The organism is Psychrobacter sp. GW64-MNA-CIBAN-0177, assembly GCF_040309585.1.
Taxonomy (GTDB): Bacteria; Pseudomonadota; Gammaproteobacteria; order Pseudomonadales; family Moraxellaceae; genus Psychrobacter; species Psychrobacter okhotskensis.
The window spans coordinates 1-250 of sequence record NZ_JBEOOY010000472.1; the positions used below are offsets into that span (position 1 = coordinate 1).

Annotated in this window: 1 protein-coding gene; it reads left to right on the top strand. The window is 47.6% G+C overall.

Annotation, left to right across the window (positions count from 1 at the left end):
* Positions 1-120: 120 nt before the first annotated feature.
* Positions 121-250, top strand: a 130-nt coding sequence (locus AAEY79_RS15885; RefSeq protein WP_352289622.1) for a hypothetical protein, incomplete at its 3' end; no start/stop codon positions are given.

The following is a 250-nucleotide window of genomic DNA, read 5'->3' on the forward strand; positions in this document are numbered from 1 at the left end:
CTTGCTATCAGCCTCTTCTGCTTATAAGCCGGTGCAATTGACTGAGTCAGATGAGTTTCAGCTTGAAGGTGTGGTAACTCGCTCTATTAGGCTGCATCGCCAGAGTCCTGAGTTACTTTCATGTATGCCTTAGTTGATGCCGTTGCTTTTTATGCCAGTGCCGAAAAAGTATTCGACCCTGCTATTCGCTCCAAACCCGTGGTTGTACTTACCAATAACGACGGTTGTGTGTGTGCGGTCTGCCCAATTG